19 protein-coding genes are annotated in these 21,576 nt (G+C 65.8%); 13 read left to right on the plus strand and 6 right to left on the minus strand.

All coding sequences use genetic code 11. The features are described 5' to 3' along the window. Positions 1–111 precede the first annotated feature (111 nt). Positions 112–1,326, plus strand: coding sequence for a phosphoserine phosphatase SerB (gene serB, locus CAG29_RS23545; protein WP_085582924.1), 1,215 nt, complete (start codon positions 112–114; stop codon positions 1,324–1,326). 66 nt (positions 1,327–1,392) lie between these two features. Here serB and CAG29_RS23550 read toward each other — a convergent pair whose 3' ends face one another. From CAG29_RS23550 to CAG29_RS23565, 4 genes are all read right to left on the minus strand, one after another. After that, a complete protein-coding gene (locus CAG29_RS23550) occupies positions 1,393–3,147 on the minus strand; it encodes a molecular chaperone (RefSeq protein ID WP_085695219.1) in 1,755 nt (584 codons plus the stop codon). 169 nt (positions 3,148–3,316) lie between these two features. Then, the gene (gene asd / locus CAG29_RS23555) at positions 3,317–4,177 is read right to left on the minus strand and encodes an archaetidylserine decarboxylase (RefSeq protein ID WP_085640585.1); all 861 of its coding nucleotides are present in this window, start codon (positions 4,175–4,177) and stop codon (positions 3,317–3,319) included. A 19-nt stretch (positions 4,178–4,196) separates the two neighbouring features. After that, positions 4,197–5,012, minus strand: a complete 816-nt coding sequence (locus tag CAG29_RS23560; RefSeq protein WP_085630966.1) for a rhodanese-like domain-containing protein — start codon at positions 5,010–5,012, stop codon at positions 4,197–4,199. Between the two features lie 39 nt (positions 5,013–5,051). After that, a complete protein-coding gene (locus tag CAG29_RS23565; RefSeq protein ID WP_085695220.1) occupies positions 5,052–6,590 on the minus strand; it encodes an HDOD domain-containing protein in 1,539 nt (512 codons plus the stop codon). 166 nt (positions 6,591–6,756) lie between these two features. On the opposite strand from CAG29_RS23565, the gene motA reads away from it, so the two are divergent. Next, a complete protein-coding gene (gene motA / locus CAG29_RS23570) occupies positions 6,757–7,608 on the plus strand; it encodes a flagellar motor stator protein MotA (protein WP_085582914.1) in 852 nt (283 codons plus the stop codon). 3 nt (positions 7,609–7,611) lie between these two features. Continuing rightward, positions 7,612–8,733: a flagellar motor protein MotB gene (motB, locus tag CAG29_RS23575; protein ID WP_085695221.1), complete on the plus strand. Its 1,122-nt coding sequence runs from the start codon at positions 7,612–7,614 to the stop codon at positions 8,731–8,733. Between the two features lie 48 nt (positions 8,734–8,781). Here the strand turns inward: motB and rsgA are convergent, their stop codons facing one another. Continuing rightward, entirely contained in the window at positions 8,782–9,813 is a 1,032-nt protein-coding gene (rsgA, locus tag CAG29_RS23580) for a small ribosomal subunit biogenesis GTPase RsgA (protein ID WP_085582910.1), read from the minus strand. 110 nt (positions 9,814–9,923) lie between these two features. Here rsgA and orn point away from each other — a divergent pair, with 110 nt between their 5' ends. The 3 genes from orn (at position 9,924) to CAG29_RS23595 (ending at position 12,483) form a co-directional block, all read left to right on the plus strand. Next, positions 9,924–10,466: an oligoribonuclease gene (gene orn / locus CAG29_RS23585; RefSeq protein WP_085582908.1), complete on the plus strand. Its 543-nt coding sequence runs from the start codon at positions 9,924–9,926 to the stop codon at positions 10,464–10,466. Positions 10,467–10,676: 210 nt separating this feature from the next. Then, on the plus strand, positions 10,677–11,288 hold the full coding sequence (locus CAG29_RS23590) for a trimeric intracellular cation channel family protein (RefSeq protein ID WP_085582906.1): 612 nt from the start codon (positions 10,677–10,679) through the stop codon (positions 11,286–11,288). A gap of 151 nt (positions 11,289–11,439) precedes the next feature. After that, positions 11,440–12,483: a Fic family protein gene (locus tag CAG29_RS23595; RefSeq protein ID WP_085695222.1), complete on the plus strand. Its 1,044-nt coding sequence runs from the start codon at positions 11,440–11,442 to the stop codon at positions 12,481–12,483. A gap of 5 nt (positions 12,484–12,488) precedes the next feature. Here the strand turns inward: CAG29_RS23595 and queG are convergent, their stop codons facing one another. Continuing rightward, positions 12,489–13,559, minus strand: a complete 1,071-nt coding sequence (gene queG / locus CAG29_RS23600) for a tRNA epoxyqueuosine(34) reductase QueG (RefSeq protein ID WP_085656591.1) — start codon at positions 13,557–13,559, stop codon at positions 12,489–12,491. 63 nt (positions 13,560–13,622) lie between these two features. Between queG and CAG29_RS23605 the strand changes: the two genes are divergently transcribed. The 7 genes from CAG29_RS23605 (at position 13,623) to hflX (ending at position 21,571) form a co-directional block, all read left to right on the plus strand. After that, positions 13,623–15,122: an NAD(P)H-hydrate dehydratase gene (locus CAG29_RS23605; protein WP_085695223.1), complete on the plus strand. Its 1,500-nt coding sequence runs from the start codon at positions 13,623–13,625 to the stop codon at positions 15,120–15,122. After that, positions 15,110–15,580, plus strand: coding sequence for a tRNA (adenosine(37)-N6)-threonylcarbamoyltransferase complex ATPase subunit type 1 TsaE (gene tsaE, locus CAG29_RS23610; protein WP_085582900.1), 471 nt, complete (start codon positions 15,110–15,112; stop codon positions 15,578–15,580). The genes CAG29_RS23605 and tsaE overlap by 13 nt, the downstream gene beginning before the upstream one ends. 51 nt (positions 15,581–15,631) lie before the next feature. Continuing rightward, entirely contained in the window at positions 15,632–17,011 is a 1,380-nt protein-coding gene (locus CAG29_RS23615) for an N-acetylmuramoyl-L-alanine amidase (protein WP_371856111.1), read from the plus strand. After that, a complete protein-coding gene (mutL, locus tag CAG29_RS23620) occupies positions 17,008–18,930 on the plus strand; it encodes a DNA mismatch repair endonuclease MutL (RefSeq protein ID WP_085630956.1) in 1,923 nt (640 codons plus the stop codon). The genes CAG29_RS23615 and mutL overlap by 4 nt, the downstream gene beginning before the upstream one ends. Then, entirely contained in the window at positions 18,930–19,901 is a 972-nt protein-coding gene (miaA, locus tag CAG29_RS23625; RefSeq protein WP_085582894.1) for a tRNA (adenosine(37)-N6)-dimethylallyltransferase MiaA, read from the plus strand. Before mutL ends, miaA begins: the two co-directional genes overlap by 1 nt. 95 nt (positions 19,902–19,996) lie before the next feature. Continuing rightward, on the plus strand, positions 19,997–20,257 hold the full coding sequence (gene hfq / locus CAG29_RS23630) for an RNA chaperone Hfq (protein WP_003221112.1): 261 nt from the start codon (positions 19,997–19,999) through the stop codon (positions 20,255–20,257). 12 nt (positions 20,258–20,269) lie between these two features. Next, positions 20,270–21,571 carry a ribosome rescue GTPase HflX gene (gene hflX, locus CAG29_RS23635; RefSeq protein WP_085582893.1) on the plus strand — a complete coding sequence of 434 codons (1,302 nt, stop codon included), beginning with the start codon at positions 20,270–20,272 and terminating at the stop codon, positions 21,569–21,571. Positions 21,572–21,576: the final 5 nt, after the last annotated feature.

Consider the following 21,576-nt stretch of genomic DNA (forward strand, 5'->3'; position numbering starts at 1 on the left):
AAGTTGACGCGCAGTATAGCGACAGGCCCCAGACCGGCAAAGCGCCTGCGGTGCCCGATGGTCACTGAAAATGGGTAGAATGCGGTTTTTTTCCAGTTGCGGGGGTGCGCGTTGCGCGAAATCGTCCTGATTAACATCACAGGGTCCGACCGTCCGGGTCTGACCGCGGCCATTACCGGCGTTCTGGCCCAGGGTGGCGTTAACATCCTCGACATCGGTCAGGCGGTGATCCACGACACCCTGTCGTTCGGCATCCTGGTCGAGATCCCCGACAGCGAACAGGGCAAGTCCGTGCTCAAGGACATCCTGTTCAAGGGCTACGAGCTGGACCAGCAGGTGCGCTTCACCCCGGTGTCCGAAGCGGACTACCAGCAGTGGGTGGGCAACCAGGGCAAGCAGCGCCACATCGTCACCCTGCTGACCCGCAAGGTGACCGCCGGCCAGCTGCAGGCCGTGAGCTCGATCACCGCCAAATATGGCCTGAACATCGACCACATCGACCGCCTGTCCGGGCGCATGCCGCTGGACACCCCGGACGACAAGGGCAAGGGCTGCATCGAGTTCTCCGTGCGCGGCGAGGCCGCGGATCCGCAGGCGCTGCGCGCCGAGTTCCTCAGCGTGGCGCAGGAACTGAACGTCGACATCGCCTTCCAGGAAGACTCGCTGTTCCGCCGCAACCGCCGCCTGGCGGTGTTCGACATGGACTCGACCCTGATCGAGGCCGAAGTCATCGATGAGCTGGCCAAGGCCGCCGGCGTCGGCGAACAAGTGTCGGCGATCACCGAGCGGGCGATGGCCGGCGAACTGGACTTCCGGGCAAGCTTCAAGGAGCGCCTGGCGCTGCTCAAGGGCCTGGACGTCAGCGTGCTGGACGCCATCGGCGCCTCGCTGCGCCTGACCGAAGGCGCCGAAACCCTGTTCGCCGAGCTCAAACGCCTGGGCTACAAGACCGCGATCCTGTCCGGCGGCTTCACCTACTTCGCCAAGCAACTGCAGGCCAAGCTCGGCATCGACTACGTGTTCGCCAACGAATTGCAAGTGGTCGACGGCAAGTGCACCGGCGTGGCGGTCGAGCCGATCGTCGACGCCCAGCGCAAGGCCGACCTGCTCAAGGAGCTGGCGCACAAGGAAGGCCTGCGCCTGGAGCAGACCATTGCGGTGGGCGACGGCGCCAACGACCTGCCGATGCTGGCGATCGCCGGCCTGGGCGTGGCGTTCCGCGCCAAGCCGCTGGTCAAGCAGTCGGCCAAGCAGGCGATCTCCACCCTGGGCCTGGACGGCGTGCTGTACCTGTTGGGTTTCCGCGACCGCGACGGGCAGCTCTGACGGGCACGGTGGCCGGAAGGGCCTGTGGTGCGGGAGCCTGCTCCCTCGCCCCAAGGCTTTGCCGCCTCACAGCGACTTCCACAACGAATCGAAATCCTCCTCGCTCCCGCCGTTCTGCGCGGCTTCCAGCGAGCGGTAGGCGAACTGGTTGAAGCTGTGGGTGCTGGCCACCCGCCGGTCCAGCCCGGCGCGGTGCTCTTCCCCCAACGTATTGATCAGCACCTTGTTGCCCTCCTGAAACGGCAGGCGCGGCGCCAGCAGCGTCGCCGGCAGGTCGATCGCGCTGATCTGCGGCAGCAAGAGGCCGCGCAGGTAATGGCTGTGGTCGTCCCGGGTGCGCACCAGTTGCAGCCCGCAGGGCTGGGCATGGGGCGCCACCAGTTCGATGCCCATCTGCGTGCCGCCGTCGCGCACCTGGCGGATCCAGCGCACCACGGCGATGCTCCAGCCCTGGTTCGCGCTGTCCTGGATGCCGACCATTTCACCCGCCTGCAATTCGGCGGGCACTTCCTTGGGCCACGCCAGGCAATAGCCGCCGGGGCTGTGGTTGATCACCGGCAAGGCGTAGGTCGGGTAATGCGGCGGGTTGTCGGCGTCGTCACTGTCGTCGGCCAGCGGTTCGTAGTTGATTTCCTCATACGGCAGCAATTCGTCGGACGGGCTCTGGGGCGCTGCGTCGAACGCCTGGCTCCAACTGTCCTTTTCGCTCCGGGCCACCGCCTGGCTGAAGTTCGCCGTGCGGGCGCCGGGATGCCTGAGCAACTCGCTGAACGTGCGCTCGCCCCCTAAATAGAAATGCAGCGCACTCATGCCGATGCACACGGTCAGGTTGCCCTGGCCGACGGTGCGCTGGAAGCTGCGTTCGGCCGTCTGGCCCCAAGTGGCGTGCAGGTGTTGCAGGCTGTCGTGGCTCAGGCCCGACGGCACCGGCAGCGGGTTCGGCGTGTCCTGGTGCAGCAGATGGGCTTCGATGGCGTTCACCAGGGGCTGCGGGTCGAAGCCGAGCAGGCCGGCCTGCTGCTGGCTGCGGAACATGCTGCGGTAGCGCGGCCCTGTGTCGAGTTCGGCCGAGACGGCGAACAGGCCTTCGCCCGTCACCCCGGGATGCAGCTTGAGCCAGGCGGCCCACGGCTCCAGCACTTCTGCGAGCCGGGCGATCTGGTTCTGGCGCAGTTGGTTGCAGCGGGCGCTGCCCAGCAGCAGGGCGGCGATGTAGGTCTGTTCGACGCTCAGCTCCGCCGTGAGGCTGGCCAGGTCGTCGCGCACCCGCCGATGCTGCAGTTGCAGCCGCGCAGCGGTGAGGAACAGCTGATGCAGCTCGAACCACAGGCCCTCGGGCGCGGGGCTGTAGAGCTGCGTCGCGCGCAGCAGTTGGCCCTTGAGCGCATGGGTGGCCCGCTGCAGCGCGGCGCTGAGCAGGGCGGCGCGAGGGCTGGTGTATTTCGGCGCGATCCGCAGGACGATCTGTTTGTAGCCGGTCGCCAGTTGGCCCTGGAGGGCCTGGCACAGGTTGCTGATCTTGCGCGAGCGGTCGTCGAGCATGATCGCCTGGTGCAGAAAGTGCCGCTCCAGGTGCTGACAGACGAAATACACCTCAGGGCGCAGCAGTTCCAGCAGTTGCAGGCGGTTGTCGCTGGGGGTGAGCAACTGGTTGAGCTCGCCCAGCCCTTGGTAGAGCTGGCGTGCGGACTCGCCGATGTTGGCCTTGGGCAGGGCGGCGATCCAGCGCTTGAGGTCGCGTGGGGCGGGGGCGCAGAAGGTCAGGCGCAATTGGGTCGGGACTGGGGCCTGCAACTGCGGTTGGAGTCGAGGTTCGCTCATGCCGTGACGGCCTCCGGCGGCGAATGGGGCAATGCCCAGAACTCTAGCAGGTGTGTTCTGCTTCGCCGGTGTGCGGAAGGTTTTTTGCGCTCGGGAGGCGAGCCGGCAGGCGGGAAGGCAAGGTGCGCCGCGCCCCTTCGCAACGGTGCGAAAGGGCGCGGCGTCAGGCTCAGGCGGACGGCAGGGCGAGGGCCTGACCCATCTGCACCGGGGAACCGGCGGACAGGGATTCGACCCATTTCACCTGATCCGGGCCGAACAGCACGATCGCGGTGGAACCCAGCTTGAAGCGCCCAAGTTCCGCACCTTTTTCCAGGTAGATTGGCGCACGGGCGGCTTCGTCGTAGCGGAAGGTCTTCAGCTCGCGCTTGGGCGGGGTCACCAGGCCGGCCCAGACGGTTTCGATCGACGCGACGATCATCGCGCCCACCAGCACCACGGCCATCGGGCCGCGCTCGGTGTCGAAGATGCACGCCACGCGCTCGTTGCGGGCGAACAGCTCAGGCACGTTCTCGGCGGTGGTCTGGTTGACCGAGAAGATGCGCCCGGGGATGTAGACCATTTCGCGCAGGGTGCCGGCCAGCGGCATGTGCACGCGGTGGTAGTCCTTCGGCGACAGGTAGATGGTGGCGAAGTCGCCGCCCATGAACGGCGCGGCGTTGGCCGCGTCGCCGCCCAGCAGTTCCAGCACGCTGAAACTGTGGCCCTTGGCCTGGAACACGCGGCCGTGCTCGATCGGGCCGAGCTGGCTGACGGCGCCGTCGGCAGGGCTGAGGATCGCGCCTGGTGTGGTGTCCAGCGGACGTGCGCCGTCTTTCAAAGCCCGGGTGAAGAAGGCGTTGAAGTGCTCGTAGGCCGTCACGTCCTCCACCAGCGCCTGGGACATGTCCACCTGATAACGCTTGGCGAACCAGGTGGTGAAGGCATTCTTGAACCAGCGCACACGGCACTCGGCGATGCAGCCGGCCAGGCGCGACAGCAGGTGATGGGGCAGCAGGTACTGGCTGAGGATGAACAAACGCTCTTTCATTGACTGTCCTTAAAAACCTTTAAAGCTCGACGGGCGTGTCGGGGTGGTTGCCCCATTCGCCCCAGGAACCGGCGTAGCCCTTGACCCGCGGATAACCGAGGGACTTGGCCACCAGATAAGTGAAGCCCGACCGGTGATGGGTCTGGCAGTGGGTGATGATTTCTTTGTCCTTGGTGATCCCGAGGCGTTCCAGGATTTGCGGCATGTCGGTGCGGATGCGCAGCTGGCGCGCCCGATCCATGCCGGCGGTCCATTCGAAATTGACCGCGCCGGGGATGTGCCCGCCCTTGGCCGCCAGCACTTTCTCGCCGGAGTATTCCAGCGGCCCGCGGGCGTCCCAGATCGCCAGGTCGGCGGCGCCGAGGCGGCTTTGCAGGTATTCGCGGGTGGCGGTGGGCTCTTCGTGCAGGGTCAGGGTCACCGGGCCGTCTCCCGGCTTCGGCACCTGGATCGACATCGGCGAGCCCTCCGCCAGCCAGGCCGGCAGGCCGCCGTCCAGGTAGTGGTAGTGGCGGTGGCCGATCACGTCGAGCATCCAGATGAAGCGCCCGGCCCAGCCGCCGCCTTCGTCGTCGTAGACCACGTAGACCGCGTCCGGGCGGTGGCCCAGCTCGCCGAACAGCTCTTCGAGCTTGTCCTTGGACGGCAGCAGCCCCGGCGCCGGCAACTGGCCGAGCTGGGTGCGCTTGGGGTCGACGAAGCGTGCGCCGGGAATGTGCCCCTCGGCATAGCGGGCAGGGCTGGTCAGATCCACCAGGATCAGGTTGGGGGCATCGAGGCGCGGGAGCAGGTCGCTCGGCTCGATCACCAGCGCCAGGCCAGAGAAGTCAGACATGTGAGGTCTCCAGAGCACAAAGGGAAACGATTGTAGCCGTCATTGGCGGCGGTGGCTAAAGCTGTGCAGGGCTTTCTCGATGCACTGAGCGGTTTTGCCGAAGGCCTGCACGGTGACGTCGGCGAACGGCCCGCCGCCCTGGTCGGCGACCACGATCATGATCACCCGGCCGTTGTTCACCAGCGAACGCAGGAACAGGTGCTCGCCGCGGAACAGCGTGCGCAGGGCCGGCGGCAGCAGGGCGGAGAACTGCGCGTTGTTGTCCGGGGTGATGCGCACCTGCGCCTGCTGGGCCAGCAGGCGCTGCAGCACGGTGCTCTGGCTGACCGCGACATTCAGCGCGGCGGCCTCCGGCGGCAGCCCGGCCGTCTGGTGCACGCGCAGGTTGGAATGGGTGCGGTCGGCCATCAGGATCATCACCCGGCGCAGGCCGCTGGCGACCAGGGCGTCGCGGGCGGCGATGGTCAGGTGCATGGCGTTGGTGAAGCGGCTCGGCTCGGCCAGCAGCTCGGCGCATTGCCGGCGCCACTTGGCCAGGTCCTCGGCGCTGGGGGCGGCGGGCGGCAGCAGGCCGGCCGGGACACGGCGGGTGCCCGAGGGCCAGAGCAGGGATACCGCGGGGTGCCACAGGTCCGGCATGAAGTGCTGGCGCGCACTGATGGCGGCCTGCTGGTGCAGTTGTTGCTGCACCTCGTCCATGGGGATCTGCAGATAGAGGCTGGTCAGGTACTGCCAGCGCTCGCTGTGGGGGCAGTCCCAGGCCTGTTGTGCCGACAGCGCCAGGCCGTTGGCCAGCAGCACCGTGTTGGCCGGCTGGTTGAGCCAGTGGCGCAGGGTCGGGTCGTCGTCGAGGCGGTTCTGCTGGCGCAGCGGATGCTCGCTGTCGCGGGCGATGCGCAGCACCTTGACCAGTTCGCGCCGCTCGTTGAGCAACAGCCGATAGCCCTGCTGCACCCAGATCGGCAAGCGCCAGGCATCGACCAGCGCCTGGCCGATCTTCAGCAGGCGCACGCCGAACAGTTGCCGTTCCACGTCGCGGGCCGATTCGCCCTTGTGGATCACCCGCAGTTCCCATTCCTCAAGCAGTTTGGGGTGGGTCAGCGCCAGGGGCCACAGCGGCGACAGGAACAGCAGGCTGCCCCAGTGGATGTCCTGCCACAGCCGCGCCAGGCGGCCGGCGAAGAAGCCGTTGGCTTGCTGCGTGGCGTGCTGGCTGATCATCTGCAGCTGGCGCAGGGCCTGGGGGATCTGCCCGTCAGGCTCGGCGGGCAGGCGCGCGAGCAGTTCTTCGGTGCGGGCCAGGCCCAGGCGGTTGATGGCGACTTCGAGGTTTTCCGCCGGCTCCGCCATGCTGCCCTGGGTGTGGCGGTTGGCTTCGCGGATGATGCTCAGGGCCAGCGCCGGGCTGTCCTGCATCAGTCCGGCGATGTCGCGCAGCGAGCTGCGGTTGTCGCGGATCGCCCGGCAGACGCGGTCGTGGGCCGACTGCGGCACCGGCAGGCGGACGCCGTCGAGCAGCTTGACCCAGCCTTCCAGGGTGTTCGGTGTTGCGTGTGGGACGTTCGTTTCATTAGCCATGTCGGGACGGGATCTTGATCTTCGAAAGACGCGCCCGGCATGGGCTAAATTGGCTTTTCGCCTGAACTGCCTATAGTCTGGCGCAGTTTTGCCGATAAGTAGAAGAAGAGATTTTTTAACTTCCGAATATGACCTTGAACCCGACTTAAACAAGTACTTTCTATCTATGGCTAAAATTATCGGCATCATCGTCGTATTCGCGAGCGTGCTCGGCGGATACGTGCTCTCCCACGGCAAGATCGCGGCCCTGATCCAGCCCTTCGAGGTGATGATCATCGGCGGCGCGGCCCTCGGCGCCTTCCTTCAGGCCAACCCCGGCTACATGACGATGCACGTGTTCAAGAAAGCCTTGGGCATGTTCAGTTCGCGCTTCAGCCACACTTTCTACCTGGAAGTGCTCGGCCTGATCTACGAGATCCTCAACAAGAGCCGCCGCGAAGGCATGATGGCCATCGAAGGCGACATCGAAGACGCCGCCGCGAGCCCGATCTTCGCCAAGTACCCGGCCGTGCTCAAAGACGAGCGCATGACCGCGTTCATCTGCGACTACCTGCGCATCATGTCCTCCGGCAACATGGCCCCGCACGAGCTCGAAGGCCTGTTCGACATGGAACTGTTCAGCCTCAAGGAAGAACTGGAGCACCCGTCCCACGCGGTCAACGGCATCGCCGACGGCATGCCCGGCTTCGGTATCGTCGCGGCGGTGTTGGGTATCGTGGTGACCATGGCCTCCCTGGGCGAAGGCGATCAGAAATCCATCGGCCTGCACGTGGGTGCGGCGCTGGTCGGTACCTTCTTCGGTATTCTCGCGGCCTACGGCTTCTTCGGCCCGCTGGCCCACTCCCTGGCCCATGACGCCAAGGAAGAGCTGAACGTCTACGAAGCCATCAAGGCCTCGCTGGTGGCTTCGGCTTCCGGCATGCCGCCGTCGCTGGCCGTGGAGTTCGGCCGCAAGGTCCTGTACCCGGCGCACCGTCCGAGCTTCGCCGAGCTGGAACAAGCGGTTCGCGGTCGTTAAGCCATGGAAAACAACCAGCCGATAATCATCAAGCGCGTCAAGCGCTACGGTGGCGGACATCACGGCGGCGCCTGGAAAATCGCCTTCGCCGACTTCGCCACGGCGATGATGGCGTTCTTCCTGGTGCTGTGGCTGCTGTCCACCGCCACGCCCGAGCAGAAGATCGCCATCGCCGGTTACTTCAAGGATCCGGTCGGCTTCTCCGAAAGCGGCACGCCGTACATCATCGACCTGGGCGGCACGCCGACCCTGGCGCCGGAAAACACCCTCAACCCTGAGGTGAAGTCGCAGCCGCAGCCAGACAAGGTCACGGTCGACACCGAGCAGGTCGAGGGCATGGCCGAGCAGGTCGAGAAGGAACGCCTGGAACTGTTGCTGCAGGAACTGCAGAACAAGGTCGAAGAGAACCCGCAGCTGCAGAAGTTCAAGGATCAGATCCTGTTCGAGATCACCCCGAACGGCTTGCGCATTCAGATCATGGACGCCGAGAACCGGCCGATGTTCGACTCGGGCTCCGCGCGCCTGAAGCCGTACTTCGAGGACATCCTGCTGGCCATGGCCGACACCATCAAGGCGGTGCCGAACAAGATCAGCATCAGCGGCCACACCGACGCCAAGCCGTACACCGGCAGCGGCGAGTTCGGCAACTGGGAGCTTTCCGCCAACCGCGCCAACGCCGCCCGGCGTGCACTGGTGGCGGGCAGCTATCCGGAGTCGCAGGTGGCGCGGGTGGTGGGTTATGCCTCGTCGGCGCTGTTCGACAAGGAAAACCCGTTCAACCCGGTCAACCGCCGCATCGACATCGTGGTGCTGACCAAGAAGGCCCAGGCCGCCATCGAAGGCTCCCAGGGCGCCGACCCGGCGAAGCCGGCCGACGGCCAGGAAGGCGCCGCGCCGGCCACCCCGGCCGATCCGAACGCCTTGCCGGCGGATCAGCAACCGGTGGCGCCGCACGAGTTGCGCGAACGGCTGAACCTGTTCGACGATCCGTTGCCGAAACCGGCCGAGCCGGGCACCCATGCTCCGACTCCGACTCCGACTCCGGCTCCGGCTCCGGCTCCGGCGCCCGCTCCGGCGCCCGCTCCGGCACCGGCGGCTCCCGCAGCCCCCGCGCCGAAGCAGTGACCCACAAAAAAGCCGCGATGATCTCGCGGCTTTTTTGTGTCCGGCGGTTCAGTAGCCGTTATCGGGCAGGCTGGCGATGATCGAGCGGTAGCTGTTCATCCGTTGCTGCTGGATGCGCCCGTCTTCCAGGGCCTTGAGCAGGGCGCAGCCGGGTTCGCGATCGTGCTTGCAGTCGCGGAAGCGGCAGGTGCCGAGCAGGTCTTCGAACTCGATGAAGCCGGCTTCGACGTCGGCGCGGCTGACGTGGCCCAGGCCGAATTCGCGGATGCCCGGCGAGTCGATCAGCTCACCGCCGCCGGGGAAGTGGAACAGGCGCGCGGTGGTTGTGGTGTGCTGGCCCTGGCCGGACCATTCCGACAGCGGGCCGACGCGGGTCTCCACCTCCGGCAGCAGGCTGTTGACCAGCGACGACTTGCCGACGCCGGACTGGCCGACGAACACGCTGATGCGGCCGTCGAGCAACTGCTGCAGCTGTTCCATGCCGTTGCCGTGGTGGGCCGAGACTTCCAGCACCGGATAGCCGAGGGTGCGGTACACCGCCAGCAGCGCATTGAGCGCCGGGGCGTTCTGCTCGTCGATCAGGTCGAACTTGTTGAGCAGCAGCAGCGGACGGATGCCGGCGTGCTCGGCCGCCACCAGGTAGCGGTCGATCAGGTTGGCGTGGGGCTCGGGCAGCGGGGCGAAGACGATGACGATCATGTCGACGTTGGCCGCCACCGGCTTGAGCTGGCCGCGGCTGTCCGGGCGGCACAGCTCGGTGCTGCGCGGCAGCTGCGCGACGATCACGCCGATGCCCTGGTTGCCGGCGCGCCAGACCACCCGGTCGCCGGTCACCAGCGCCGGCAGGTTGGCGCGCAGGTAGCAGCGGAACACCTGACCGGCCTGGTCGCCGTCGGTCGCCTCGACCTCGACCTGCACACCGAAGTGGGCGATCACCAGGCCGTGCTGTTCCGGGCCCAGGTCGCCGCCCTCCAGGGCCTCGACGGCCGAGGACTCGCGTTTGGCGGCGCGGGCGGCGCGCTCGCCCTGAATCTTTTCGATGCGCCAGCTCTGGCGGCGGTTGAGTTGGCGTTTGGCCATGGGTGTTCCGTAATAAAAAGAATGCAGCGAATGGGTAAAACGGCGGCGAGTTTAGCACGCCCGGCCACCCGCCTAGGCTAAACTGCGCACCATTGCTTAGGAGACGAATCATGCAGAACCCGCAGAACCTGATCTGGATCGACCTGGAAATGACCGGTCTGAACCCGGACACCGACGTCATCATCGAGATGGCCACCATCGTCACCGACAGCGACCTGAACACCCTGGCCGAAGGCCCGGTGATCGCCATCCACCACAGCGACGACGTCCTCGCCCGCATGGACGAATGGAACACCCGCACCCACGGCAACTCGGGCCTTACCCAACGTGTGCGCGAAAGCCGCGTGAGCATGGCCGAGGCCGAAGCCGAAACCATCGCCTTCCTGGAGAAGTGGGTGCCGAAGGGCAAGTCGCCGATCTGCGGCAACAGCATCTGCCAGGACCGGCGCTTCCTGTTCGCCCACATGAAGGCGCTGGAAAGCTACTTCCACTACCGCAACCTCGACGTCTCCACCCTCAAGGAACTGGCCGCCCGCTGGGCGCCGGACGTGCGCGACAGCTTCAAGAAAGGCAGCACCCACCTGGCGCTGGACGACATCCGCGAGTCCATCGCCGAGCTGCGCCACTACCGCGAGCACTTCATCAAGTTCTGATCCGCCGCAGCGGGCCCCTGTGGCGAGGGAGCTTGCTCCCGCTCGGCTGCGCAGCCGCCGCAGTCCCCGCGGGCGCGTCCTGCTTGAAAGGGTGCATGGGAGTGCTCCGCCCTCCGACGGGAGCAAGCTCCCTCGCCACGGCGCATCCGCCCCCTTCTGGTGCGGCCGCGAAATGGCTAGACTGCGCGCCTTCCTGCCAGGACCGCCACCATGCTGCTGATGCTCTACCTGATCGCCATCACCGCCGAAGCCATGACCGGCGCCCTGTCCGCCGGCCGACGCGGCATGGACTGGTTCGGCGTGGTGCTGATCGCCTGCGTCACGGCGCTCGGCGGCGGTTCGGTGCGCGATGTGCTGCTGGGGCACTATCCGCTGACCTGGGTGAAGCATCCCGAATACCTGGTGCTGACCTCGGCCGCCGCGATGCTGACCGTGTTCACCGCACGCTGGATGCGCCACCTGCGCTCACTGTTCCTGGTGCTCGACGCTGTCGGCCTGGTGGCGTTCACCCTGATCGGCTGCATGACCGCCCTGGAAATGGGCCACGGCATGCTCGTGGCTTCGGTCAGCGGCGTGATCACCGGGGTGTTCGGCGGCATCCTGCGGGACATCTTCTGCAACGACATCCCGCTGATCTTCCGGCGCGAACTGTACGCCAGCGTCTCTTTCGCCGCCGCATGGTGCTACATGCTCTGCCTGTTCCTGAACGTACCGAGCGAGCAGGCGATCCTGATCACCCTGTTCGGCGGCTTCCTGCTGCGGCTGCTGGCTATCCGGTTTCATTGGGAAATGCCGAAGTTCGTCTATAACGACGAGCATTGAGGGCGGTATCGCTTGGCCGGGGGAAACATCCTGTCGGACTTGTTGAATAGTTGGGGCTGATCGAATGGGGTAAAAAGAAGCTTAAAGGGGGTTAATTGACTCTTCATTACCCTATTTGTCTTCTGTGCCCTATTTTGCAGGATGCCTTGAGATGCACTCACTGACGCCCCGGTACCTCAGCGATTTGCGCTACGACGGATTACAGATTTCAACGCTTCGGACGCTAGGTGAGTTCCGGGGCAAGCAACAGTTGTTCATTGCGCAATCGCCTCAAGTGCTGCATGGCTTGAGGCAGATCGCAGTGATCGAATCAGCCGAGTCGTCCAACAGGCTTGAGGGCGTGACCGTGGCGCCCGCTCGCTTGAAGTCCTTGATGAGCAAACACTCTGAACCGAAAAGTCGATCCGAGCAGGAAATCGCGGGCTATCGAGACGCCCTCGCACTGATCCATGAAGCGGCTGAGGGTATGCCGTTTTCCGAAGGTGTGGTCAGGCAGTTGCACAGCTTGCTTTACCGTTACCTGCCGCAGGACGGGGGTGACTGGAAGGCAACGAACAACGACATCATCGAGCGCCGCACGGACGGATCGTCACGTATCCGCTTTCAGCCGGTTTCCGCACACATGGCGCCCATCGCCATGAGCGAAATGATGGTGCGTTATCGCCAGGCGCTGGAGCTGAATCTGACGGATCCCTTGGTGCTGGTTCCGCTGACCATCCTCGATTTCCTTTGCATTCATCCCTTTTCCGACGGCAACAGGCGGGTTGCCCGGTTGCTGACATTGTTGCTGCTTTACCAATTTGATTACCGCGTCGGGCGCTTCATAAGCCTTGAGCGAATATTCGAAGATTCGAAGGAAAGCTATTACTCAACGCTCGAATTGAGTTCCCAGGGGTGGCACGACGCAACGCACGACGTTCGGCCATGGATTGACTACTTCTGGGGGACGCTGCTCAGGACATATAAGGAACTCGAAGAACGTGTCGGCACGATAGAAAAGCGTCGTGGGGGTAAGAGCGATAGAGTCAGGAGCGAAGCCTTGAAGCGCAGTCTGCCGTTCTCCATCACAGAGATAGAGGTGTCCTGCCCTGGCATCAGTCGCGATACCGTGCGGATGGTTTTACGTTCGCTGAAGGCTGAGGGATTGATCGAGTCGACAGGGAAGGGACGCAGCGCCAAGTGGAAAAAGCTTTAAGGATTTCATGCGCTGCGTGCGGCATGCTGTCTGAGGGCCCACTCGACATGTTCGCGCACCAGTTCCGACGGATGGTCGCGGCGTGCCTTCAGCGCTTGCAGCACCGGAATGCTCGACGGGGCGTTGCCCAGCCCCACCGCCAGGTTGCGCAGCCAGCGCTCGTAGCCGGCGCGGCGCAGCGGTGAGCCTTCGGTGCTGCTGAGGAACGTGTCTTCGTCCCAAAGGAACAGTTCGGCCAGTTCGGCGTTGTCCAGGTTGTGCCGGGGCTTGAAGTCGCTTTCCCCGGTCGCGCGGGCGAAGCGGTTCCACGGGCAGACGATCTGGCAATCGTCGCAGCCGAACACCCGGTTGCCGATCAGCGGCCGCAGGTCTTCGGGGATGGCGTTCTTCAGCTCGATGGTGAGGTAGGAAATGCAGCGCCGGGCGTCCAGCACATAGGGGCCGACGAAGGCGTTGGTCGGGCAGATGTCCAGGCAAGCGCTGCACCGGCCGCAGTGTTCGGTGGCGTGGGGCGGGTCGACCGGCAGCGGCAGGTCGACGAACAGTTCGCTGAGGAAGAAATAGCTGCCGGCCTTGCGGTTCAGGACCAGGGTGTTCTTGCCGATCCATCCCAGGCCGGCCTGTTCGGCGATGGCCTTCTCCAGCACCGGGGCGCTGTCGACGAAGGCGCGGAAGCCGAACGGGCCGATCTGCGCCTGGATCCGGTCCGCCAGTTGCTGCACGCGCTTGCGGATCAGCTTGTGGTAGTCGCGGCCCAGGGCGTAGCGGGAGATGTAGGCCTTTTCCGGTTGGGCGAGCAGCTGCGCCATGTGCGTGTCGCCCGGCAGGTAGTCCATGCGCAGCGAGACCACGCGCAGCGTGCCCGGCACCAGCTCTTCGGGGTGCGAGCGCTTGCTGCCGTGGGCGCCCATGTAGTCCATTTCGCCGTGGTAGCCGGCCTCGAGCCAGCGCTGCAGGTGCCCCTCGTGCTCGGCCAGGTCCAGACCGCTGATGCCGACTTGCTGAAAGCCCAGCTCGCGGCCCCAGTCCTTGATGGATTGGGCCAGGGCGGGGAGGTCTGTGGTGATGGCGGACATGAGGCGAGAGAAACCGGAACTGAGGTGCGTATAATTCTGCCAGACATCGGAGCCCGAAGACGCATGCCGCACACGAAAGATCATTTACCCGACGCGCTGTACCGCGCCGCCCAGGTGCGGGACATCGACGCGCGGCTGATCGCTGCCGGCACGCCGGGCCTGGAACTGATGCACCGCGCCGCCCGGGCGACCTGGCGCGCGCTGGTGCGCCGCTGGCCGGCGGCCAACGAACTGACGGTGCTGGCCGGCCACGGCAACAACGCCGGCGACGGTTATCTGGTGGCGGCGCTGGCGCACCGTGCCGGCTGGCATGTGCGGGTGCTGGCTGTCGGCGATCCGCAGCGTTTGCAGGGGGATGCGGCGCAGGCCCATGGGCAGGCCCTGGCCGAAGGGGTGGCCGTGCAGGGCTGGAATGCGCAGAGCGAACTGCGCGGCGTGATCCTCGATGCGCTGCTCGGCACCGGCCTGAGCGGCGAGGTGCGCGAGCCGTATGCCTCGGCCATCCACGGGATCAACGCCAGCGGCCTGTCGGTGGCGGCGGTGGATGTGCCGTCCGGATTGTGCGCCGACACCGGGCGGGTGCTGGGCGTGGCGGTGCGTGCCGACCTCACTGTGACGTTCATCGGCCTCAAGTTGGGGCTGTTCACCGGCGATGCCGCCGACCATGTCGGTGAACTGGCGTTCAACGATCTGCAGGCGCCGGCCGAAACCTTCAGTGACATTCCCGTTGCCGCCCGTCGTCTCGACGTCGCTAACCTGCCGCGGCCGGCCCCTCGCGCAGCGACGGCGCACAAGGGCCGGTTCGGTCATGTGCTGCTGATCGGCGGCGACCACGGCTTCGGCGGGGCGATCGTGCTCAGCACCGAAAGCGCGCTGCGCAGCGGTGCGGGGATGGTGTCGCTGGCGACCCGGGCAGAGCATGTGCCGGCGGCGCTGGCCCGGGTGCCGGAAGCCATGGCCCTGGGCGTATCGTCGGCCAATCAGTTGATGGGGCTTCTGGAGAAGGCTTCGGTGCTGGTGGTCGGGCCGGGGCTGGGTCAGGCCGGTTGGGGGCGCAGCCTGCTGTCGGCGGCGGCCAATGCGCCGTTGCCCCAGGTGTGGGACGCCGACGCGCTGAACCAACTGGCCGCAGGCCGGGTGAGCTTGCCGAAGGATTGCGTGATCACGCCGCATCCGGGGGAGGCGGCCCGTTTGCTCGGGATCGGCACCGCGCAAGTGCAGGCCGACCGGCCGGCGGCGGCCCTGGCGTTGAGCCAGAAATATACAGCGGTAGTGGTGCTCAAGGGCGCCGGCAGCTTGATCGCCCATCCCGACGGCAGGTTGGCCGTGTGCCATCAGGGCCACCCCGCGATGGCGACCGCCGGCCTCGGCGATGTGCTGGCCGGGTTGCTCGGCGCACTGATGGCCCAAGGCATGGACAGTTTCCAGGCCGCCTGCCTGGCGGTCTGGCTGCATGCCAATGCGGGTCTGCAACAAGGTGAATTCGGCCGTGGGCTGGCGGCCAGTGATCTGATTCCAGCCATTCGTCAGCTGTTGGAGGAGCATGCACCGTGTCTGAAGTAACCCTGTACCTGGCCGATGAACAGGCCATGACCGACTTTGGCGCACGGATCGCCCGCATCACCGGGGGGCATGGCCTGATTTTCCTGGTGGGTGACCTGGGCATGGGCAAGACCACCCTGTCCCGCGGGCTGATCCGGGGCCTGGGCCACCAGGGCGCGGTGAAGAGTCCGACCTTCACGCTGGTCGAGCCCTACGAGATCGGCGACATCCGCGCCTTCCACTTCGACCTGTACCGGCTGGTCGACCCGGAGGAGCTGGAATTCCTCGGCATCCGCGACTACTTCGAAGACGATGCCCTGTGCCTGATCGAGTGGCCCGACAAAGGTGCAGGCTTTTTGCCAAAGCCTGACCTGACCATTACCATTAGCCCGCAAGACAGCGGGCGTTCGCTGACCATTTTGTCCCAGGGCTCGCGCGGCGAGGCCTGGTGTGCCGCTTTGGCGTTGGAATCCAAATAAATGATGGGGTTAGGTATGCGCTTTCGCGCGTTGGTGGCTGCCGCTGGGCTGATGTTGATGGCAGTGACCGTCAGCGCTGTGGCCGACACAAAGGTCAACAGCGTGCGCCTGTGGCGGGCGCCGGACAACACGCGTCTGGTGTTCGACCTGAGCGGCCCGGTGCAGCACAGCGTGTTCACCCTGACCGCGCCGGACCGGCTGGTGATCGACATCAACGGCGCCACCCTCGGTGCGCCGCTGAACGTACAGACCGCCAACACGCCGATCACCGCCATGCGCTCGGCCCAGCGTACGCCGACCGACCTGCGGGTGGTCATCGACCTGAAGAAGGCCGTCACCCCGAAAAGCTTCTCCCTGGCGCCGAATGCGCAGTACGGCAACCGTCTGGTGGTCGACCTGTTCGACAACCCGGCCGACGCCGCGCCGCCGCCTGCGCCGACGCCGTCGGTGGCCACCGTGCCGGCCGTGCCGGTGACCCCGGCGGAACCGGCGATCAAGCTGCCGCCGGCCCCGGCCGGCAAACGCGACATCATCGTGGTGATCGACGCCGGCCACGGCGGTGAAGACCCCGGCGCCTCGGGCTCGCGCGGCCAGCGTGAAAAAGACGTGGTGCTGCAGATCGCCCGCGAGCTGCAGCGTCAGGTCAACGGCATGAAGGGCTTTCGCGCCGAGCTGACCCGCACCGGCGACTACTTCATCCCGCTGCGCGGCCGCACCGAGATCGCCCGCAAGAAGGGCGCCGACCTGTTCGTCTCGATCCACGCCGACGCCGCACCTTCGGCCGCCGCGTTCGGCGCGTCGGTGTTCGCCCTGTCCGACCGTGGCGCCACCTCGGAGACCGCCCGTTGGCTGGCCGACAGCGAAAACCGTTCCGACCTGATCGGCGGTGCCGGCAACGTCAGCCTCGACGACAAGGACCGAATGCTCGCCGGCGTGCTGCTCGACCTGTCGATGACCGCCTCGCTGACCTCCAGTCTCAACGTCGGCCAGAAGGTGCTGAGCAACATCGGCCGGGTCACGCCGCTGCACAAGCAACGGGTGGAACAGGCCGGGTTCATGGTGCTGAAGTCGCCGGACATCCCGTCGATCCTGGTCGAGACCGGCTTCATCTCCAACGCCAACGAGGCCTCCAAGCTGGCGGCATCGAGCCACCAGCAGGCGCTGGCGCGGTCGATCAGCAGCGGCGTGCGTCAGTTCTTCCAGCAGAACCCGCCGCCGGGCACCTACATCGCCTGGCTGCGTGACTCGGGCAAGATCGCCCAGGGGCCGCGCGACCACCGGGTGAGCCCGGGCGAAACCCTGGCGATGATCGCCGTGCGCTATCAGGTGTCGCCGGCCACGCTGCGCAGCGCCAACAACCTGAGCAGCGATGAGCTCAAGGTCGGTCAGCACCTGACCATTCCCGGCACTGAACTGGCGTCCAAGGAATGAACCAAGTGTTGAGTTCGGCCCGCATTGAACTGCTCAGCCCCCGGCTGGCGAACCAGATCGCCGCCGGCGAGGTGGTCGAGCGCCCGGCGTCGGTGATCAAGGAACTGTTGGAAAACAGCCTGGACTCCGGCGCCCGGCGCATCGATGTCGACGTCGAGCAGGGCGGCGTCAAGCTGCTGCGGGTGCGCGACGACGGCAGCGGCATTTCCGCCGATGACCTGCCGCTGGCGCTGGCCCGGCACGCCACCAGCAAGATCCGCAACCTCGAAGACCTCGAACAGGTGATGAGCCTGGGCTTCCGGGGCGAGGCGCTGGCGTCGATCAGCTCCGTGGCGCGCCTGACCCTGACCTCGCGCACCCGCGACGCCGACCAGGCCTGGCAGGTGGAGACCGAAGGCCGCGACATGGCGCCCCGGGTGCAGCCGGCGGCGCATCCGGTGGGCACCTCGGTGGAGGTGCGCGACCTGTTCTTCAATACACCGGCGCGGCGCAAGTTCCTCAAGACCGAAAAGACCGAATTCGATCACCTGCAAGAAGTGATCAAGCGTCTGGCGCTGGCGCGCTTCGACGTGGCTTTCCATTTGCGTCACAACGGCAAGACCATCCTCAGCCTGCATGAGGCCCGCGACGACGCGGCCCGCGCCCGGCGTGTGGCGGCGATCTGCGGTTCGGGCTTCCTGGAGCAGGCGCTGCCGATCGAGATCGAGCGCAACGGCCTGCGCCTGTGGGGTTGGGTCGGCCTGCCGACGTTCAACCGCAGCCAGGCGGATCTGCAGTATTTCTTCGTGAACGGCCGCGCGGTGCGCGACAAGCTGGTGGCCCACGCGGTGCGCCAGGCCTACCGCGACGTGCTGTTCAATGGCCGTCATCCGACCTTCGCGCTGTTCTTCGAGGTCGATCCGGCGGCGGTGGACGTCAACGTGCACCCGACCAAGCACGAAGTGCGCTTCCGCGACGGGCGCATGGTGCACGACTTCCTCTACGGCACCCTGCACCGGGCGCTGGGCGATGTGCGTCCGGAGGATCAGGTGGCGGCGCCGGTCGCCTCCAGCGGATTCGTCCGCCCGACCGGCCTCGAAGCCGGCGAGTTCGGCCCCCAGGGCGAGATGCGCCTGGCGGCCAACACCCTGCTGGAGCAACCCCAGGCGCAGCCGTCGTTCAACGCGCCGGCCGGCGGCGGCAGCGGGGCGGGCTACCAGTACCAGTACACGCCGCGTCCGCAGTCCGCCGTGCCGGCCGCCGAAGCCCAGGCCGCCTACCGCGAGTTCTTCGCGCCGCTGCCGGAAACCGCAACCCCGGCCGGCGGCAATGCGCTGCCGAGCGGTCAGGGCGACATCCCGCCGCTGGGCTACGCGCTGGCGCAGCTCAAGGGCATCTACATCCTGTCCGAGAACGCCCAGGGACTGGTGCTGGTGGACATGCACGCCGCCCATGAGCGAATCATGTACGAGCGCCTGAAGATCGCCATGGCCAGTGAAGGCCTGAGCGGCCAGCCGCTGCTGGTGCCGGAGTCGCTGGCGGTGAGCCAGCGCGAGGCCGACTGCGCCGAAGAGCACGCGGCGTGGTTCCAGCGCCTGGGCTTCGAACTGCAGCGCCTGGGCCCGGAAACCCTGGCGATCCGGCAGATTCCGGCGCTGCTCAAACAGGCCGAGGCCAACCGGCTGGTCGGCGACGTGCTGGCCGACCTGATGGAGTACGGCACCAGCGACCGGATCCAGGCGCACCTGAACGAACTGCTGGGCACCATGGCCTGCCACGGCGCGGTCCGCGCCAACCGGCGCCTGGCCCTGCCGGAAATGAACGGCCTGCTGCGCGACATGGAAAACACCGAGCGCAGCGGTCAATGCAACCATGGCCGGCCGACCTGGACCCAATTGGGCCTGGACGACCTGGACAAACTGTTTTTGCGCGGTCGTTGATGAGCCAGCTTCCTCCAGCGATATTCCTGATGGGCCCGACCGCTGCGGGCAAGACCGACCTGGCCATCGAGCTGACCAAGGTGCTGCCGTGCGAGCTGATCAGCGTCGACTCGGCGCTGGTCTACCGCGGCATGGACATCGGCACCGCCAAGCCGTCCAAGGAACTGTTGGCCGAGTTTCCCCACCGCCTGATCGACATCCTCGATCCGGCCGAGGCGTACTCGGCTGCGGATTTCCGCCGTGATGCGCTGATCGCCATGGCCGACATCACCGCCCGGGGCAAGATCCCGCTGCTGGTGGGCGGCACCATGCTCTACTACAAGGCGCTGGTCGAGGGCCTGGCCGACATGCCGGCGGCCGATCCCGAAGTGCGTGCGCAGATCGAAGAAGAGGCGGCGCGCCTTGGCTGGCAGGCCCTGCACGAGCAGTTGGCGGCCATCGACCCGGTGTCGGCGGCGCGGATTCACCCGAACGATCCGCAGCGCCTGAGTCGTGCGCTGGAGGTCTACCGGGTCAGCGGTCAGAGCATGACCGCGCTGCGCCAGCAACAATCTGCGCAAAGTGCCGACGCAGCCGCATCGGGGCGGCAACAATTGCCCTATACTGTCGCGAATCTGGCGATCGCTCCGGCAAATCGCCAGGTACTGCACGAGCGCATTAAACAAAGATTCACAAATATGCTGGAACAGGGATTCATCGACGAGGTCGTAGCCCTGCGCAATAGAAGTGACCTGCATGCCGGGTTGCCGTCTATACGTGCGGTGGGTTACCGCCAGGTCTGGGATTATCTGGACGGCAAGCTGACGTCGGCCGAAATGCAGGAGCGGGGCATCATCGCCACGCGCCAATTGGCCAAACGCCAGTTCACCTGGCTGCGCAGCTGGGATGGTTTGCATTGGCTCGACAGTCTGGATTGCGACAATCTGCCACGCGCCTTGAAATACCTTGGGACGATCTCCATATTGAGCTGAGTCCCTGCAATTGCCGTCTATCCTTGGGGGTGTGGCGGCAAAAGCCACCCGTTTACCTATTTTTTTATTATTGAATCCTTAAAGGAGTGCGGCACATGTCAAAAGGGCATTCGCTACAAGACCCTTACCTGAATACTTTACGTAAAGAGAAAGTTGGGGTTTCCATCTACCTGGTCAACGGCATCAAGCTGCAAGGTACGATCGAGTCGTTCGACCAGTTCGTCATCCTGCTGAAGAACACCGTCAGCCAGATGGTCTACAAACACGCTATCTCTACCGTCGTGCCGGTCCGTCCAATTCGTCTGCCAAGCGCAACCGAATCCGATGCAGGTGACGCAGAGCCTGGTAACGCCTGATAGGAGTCTCCTTTGTTCTTTGAGCGCCACGGTGGTGGTGAACGAACCATTCTCGTTCACTTGGATGGTCAGGACCCTGAGGCGCGCGAAGATCCGCAGGAGTTTCAGGAGTTGGCACTTTCGGCTGGCGCCGAGACCGTCGCGTTTTTCAGCGTGCCGCGTCATCGGCCAACCGCCAAGACCCTGATTGGCAGTGGCAAGGTCGAGGAGTTGCGCGACCTGGTCAAGGCCGAACAGGTCGACCTGGTGATTTTCAATCACACCCTCTCACCCAGTCAGGAACGCAACCTCGAGCGCGAGTTCGAGTGCCGCGTGATCGACCGCACGGGTCTGATTCTCGATATTTTCGCCCAACGCGCCCGCACCCATGAAGGCAAGCTCCAGGTTGAACTGGCCCAGCTTGAGTACATGAGCACGCGGCTGGTGCGCGGCTGGACCCACCTTGAGCGGCAAAAGGGCGGCATCGGCCTGCGCGGCCCGGGCGAGACCCAGCTCGAGACCGACCGGCGCCTGCTGCGGGTTCGTCTGCGGCAGATCAAGTCCCGGCTGGAGAAAGTGCGCAGCCAGCGCGAGCAGTCGCGGCGCGGACGCAAGCGCGCGGACATCCCGACGGTGTCGCTGGTGGGCTACACCAACGCCGGCAAATCGACGCTGTTCAACGCGGTGACCGAGTCCGAGGTGTATGCGGCAGACCAACTGTTCGCCACCCTCGACCCGACCCTGCGCCGTCTGGATCTGGAAGACCTCGGGCCGATCGTGCTGGCCGACACCGTGGGCTTCATCCGTCACCTGCCGCACAAACTGGTCGAGGCGTTTCGGGCTACGCTCGAAGAGTCGAGCAACTCCGACCTGCTGCTGCACGTGATCGACGCCCACGAGCCGGACCGGATGGAGCAGATCGAGCAGGTGATGGTGGTGCTCGACGAGATCGGGGCGCAAGACTTGCCGATCCTGGAGGTATACAACAAACTCGATTTGCTCGAGGGCGTTGAGCCGCAGATCCAGCGCGACGCCGATGGCCGGCCGCAGCGGGTCTGGCTGTCGGCGCGGGACGGCTCCGGCCTGGACCTGCTCAAGCAGGCGGTGGCCGAGCTGCTCGGCGATGACCTGTTCGTCGGCACGCTGCGCTTGCCGCAACGTTTCGCCAGGTTGCGCGCGCAGTTCTTCGAACTGGGCGCAGTGCAGAAAGAAGAACACGACGACGAAGGCGCCAGCCTGCTGGCCGTCCGGTTGCCGCGGATCGAGCTGAACCGGCTGGTGAGCCGCGAAGGATTGCAGCCGGTGGACTTCATCGAGCAACACACTTTGCAATAAAAGCC

It is taken from the genome of Pseudomonas sp. B7(2017) (assembly GCF_002112745.1).
Classification (GTDB): Bacteria; Pseudomonadota; Gammaproteobacteria; order Pseudomonadales; family Pseudomonadaceae; genus Aquipseudomonas; species Aquipseudomonas ekonensis.